The 281-nt window shown below is 56.6% G+C and carries 1 rRNA gene; it reads right to left on the bottom strand.

What is annotated here, in order from left to right:
• Window positions 1-281, bottom strand: a 16S ribosomal RNA gene (locus ACSEXW_RS28625); the annotation flags it as partial.

Below are 281 nucleotides of genomic sequence, written 5' to 3'. Positions count from 1 at the left end.
TCTCGTGGTGTGACGGGCGGTGTGTACAAGACCCGGGAACGTATTCACCGCGGCATGCTGATCCGCGATTACTAGCAATTCCGACTTCATGCAGGCGAGTTGCAGCCTGCAATCCGAACTGAGACCGGCTTATAAGGATTGGCTCCGCATCGCTGCTTCGCTGCCCGTTGTACCGGCCATTGTAGTACGTGTGTAGCCCAGGTCATAAGGGGCATGATGATTTGACGTCATCCCCACCTTCCTCCGGTTTGTCACCGGCAGTCATCTTAGAGGGCCCACCA

Origin of the sequence: Oryzibacillus soli, from assembly GCF_051594765.1 — a bacterium.
Taxonomy (GTDB): domain Bacteria; phylum Bacillota; class Bacilli; order Paenibacillales; family NBRC-103111; genus Paenibacillus_AR.
The sequence above is the reverse complement of the archived record's forward strand: the minus strand, read 5'-3'. Positions and strand labels throughout refer to the sequence as shown.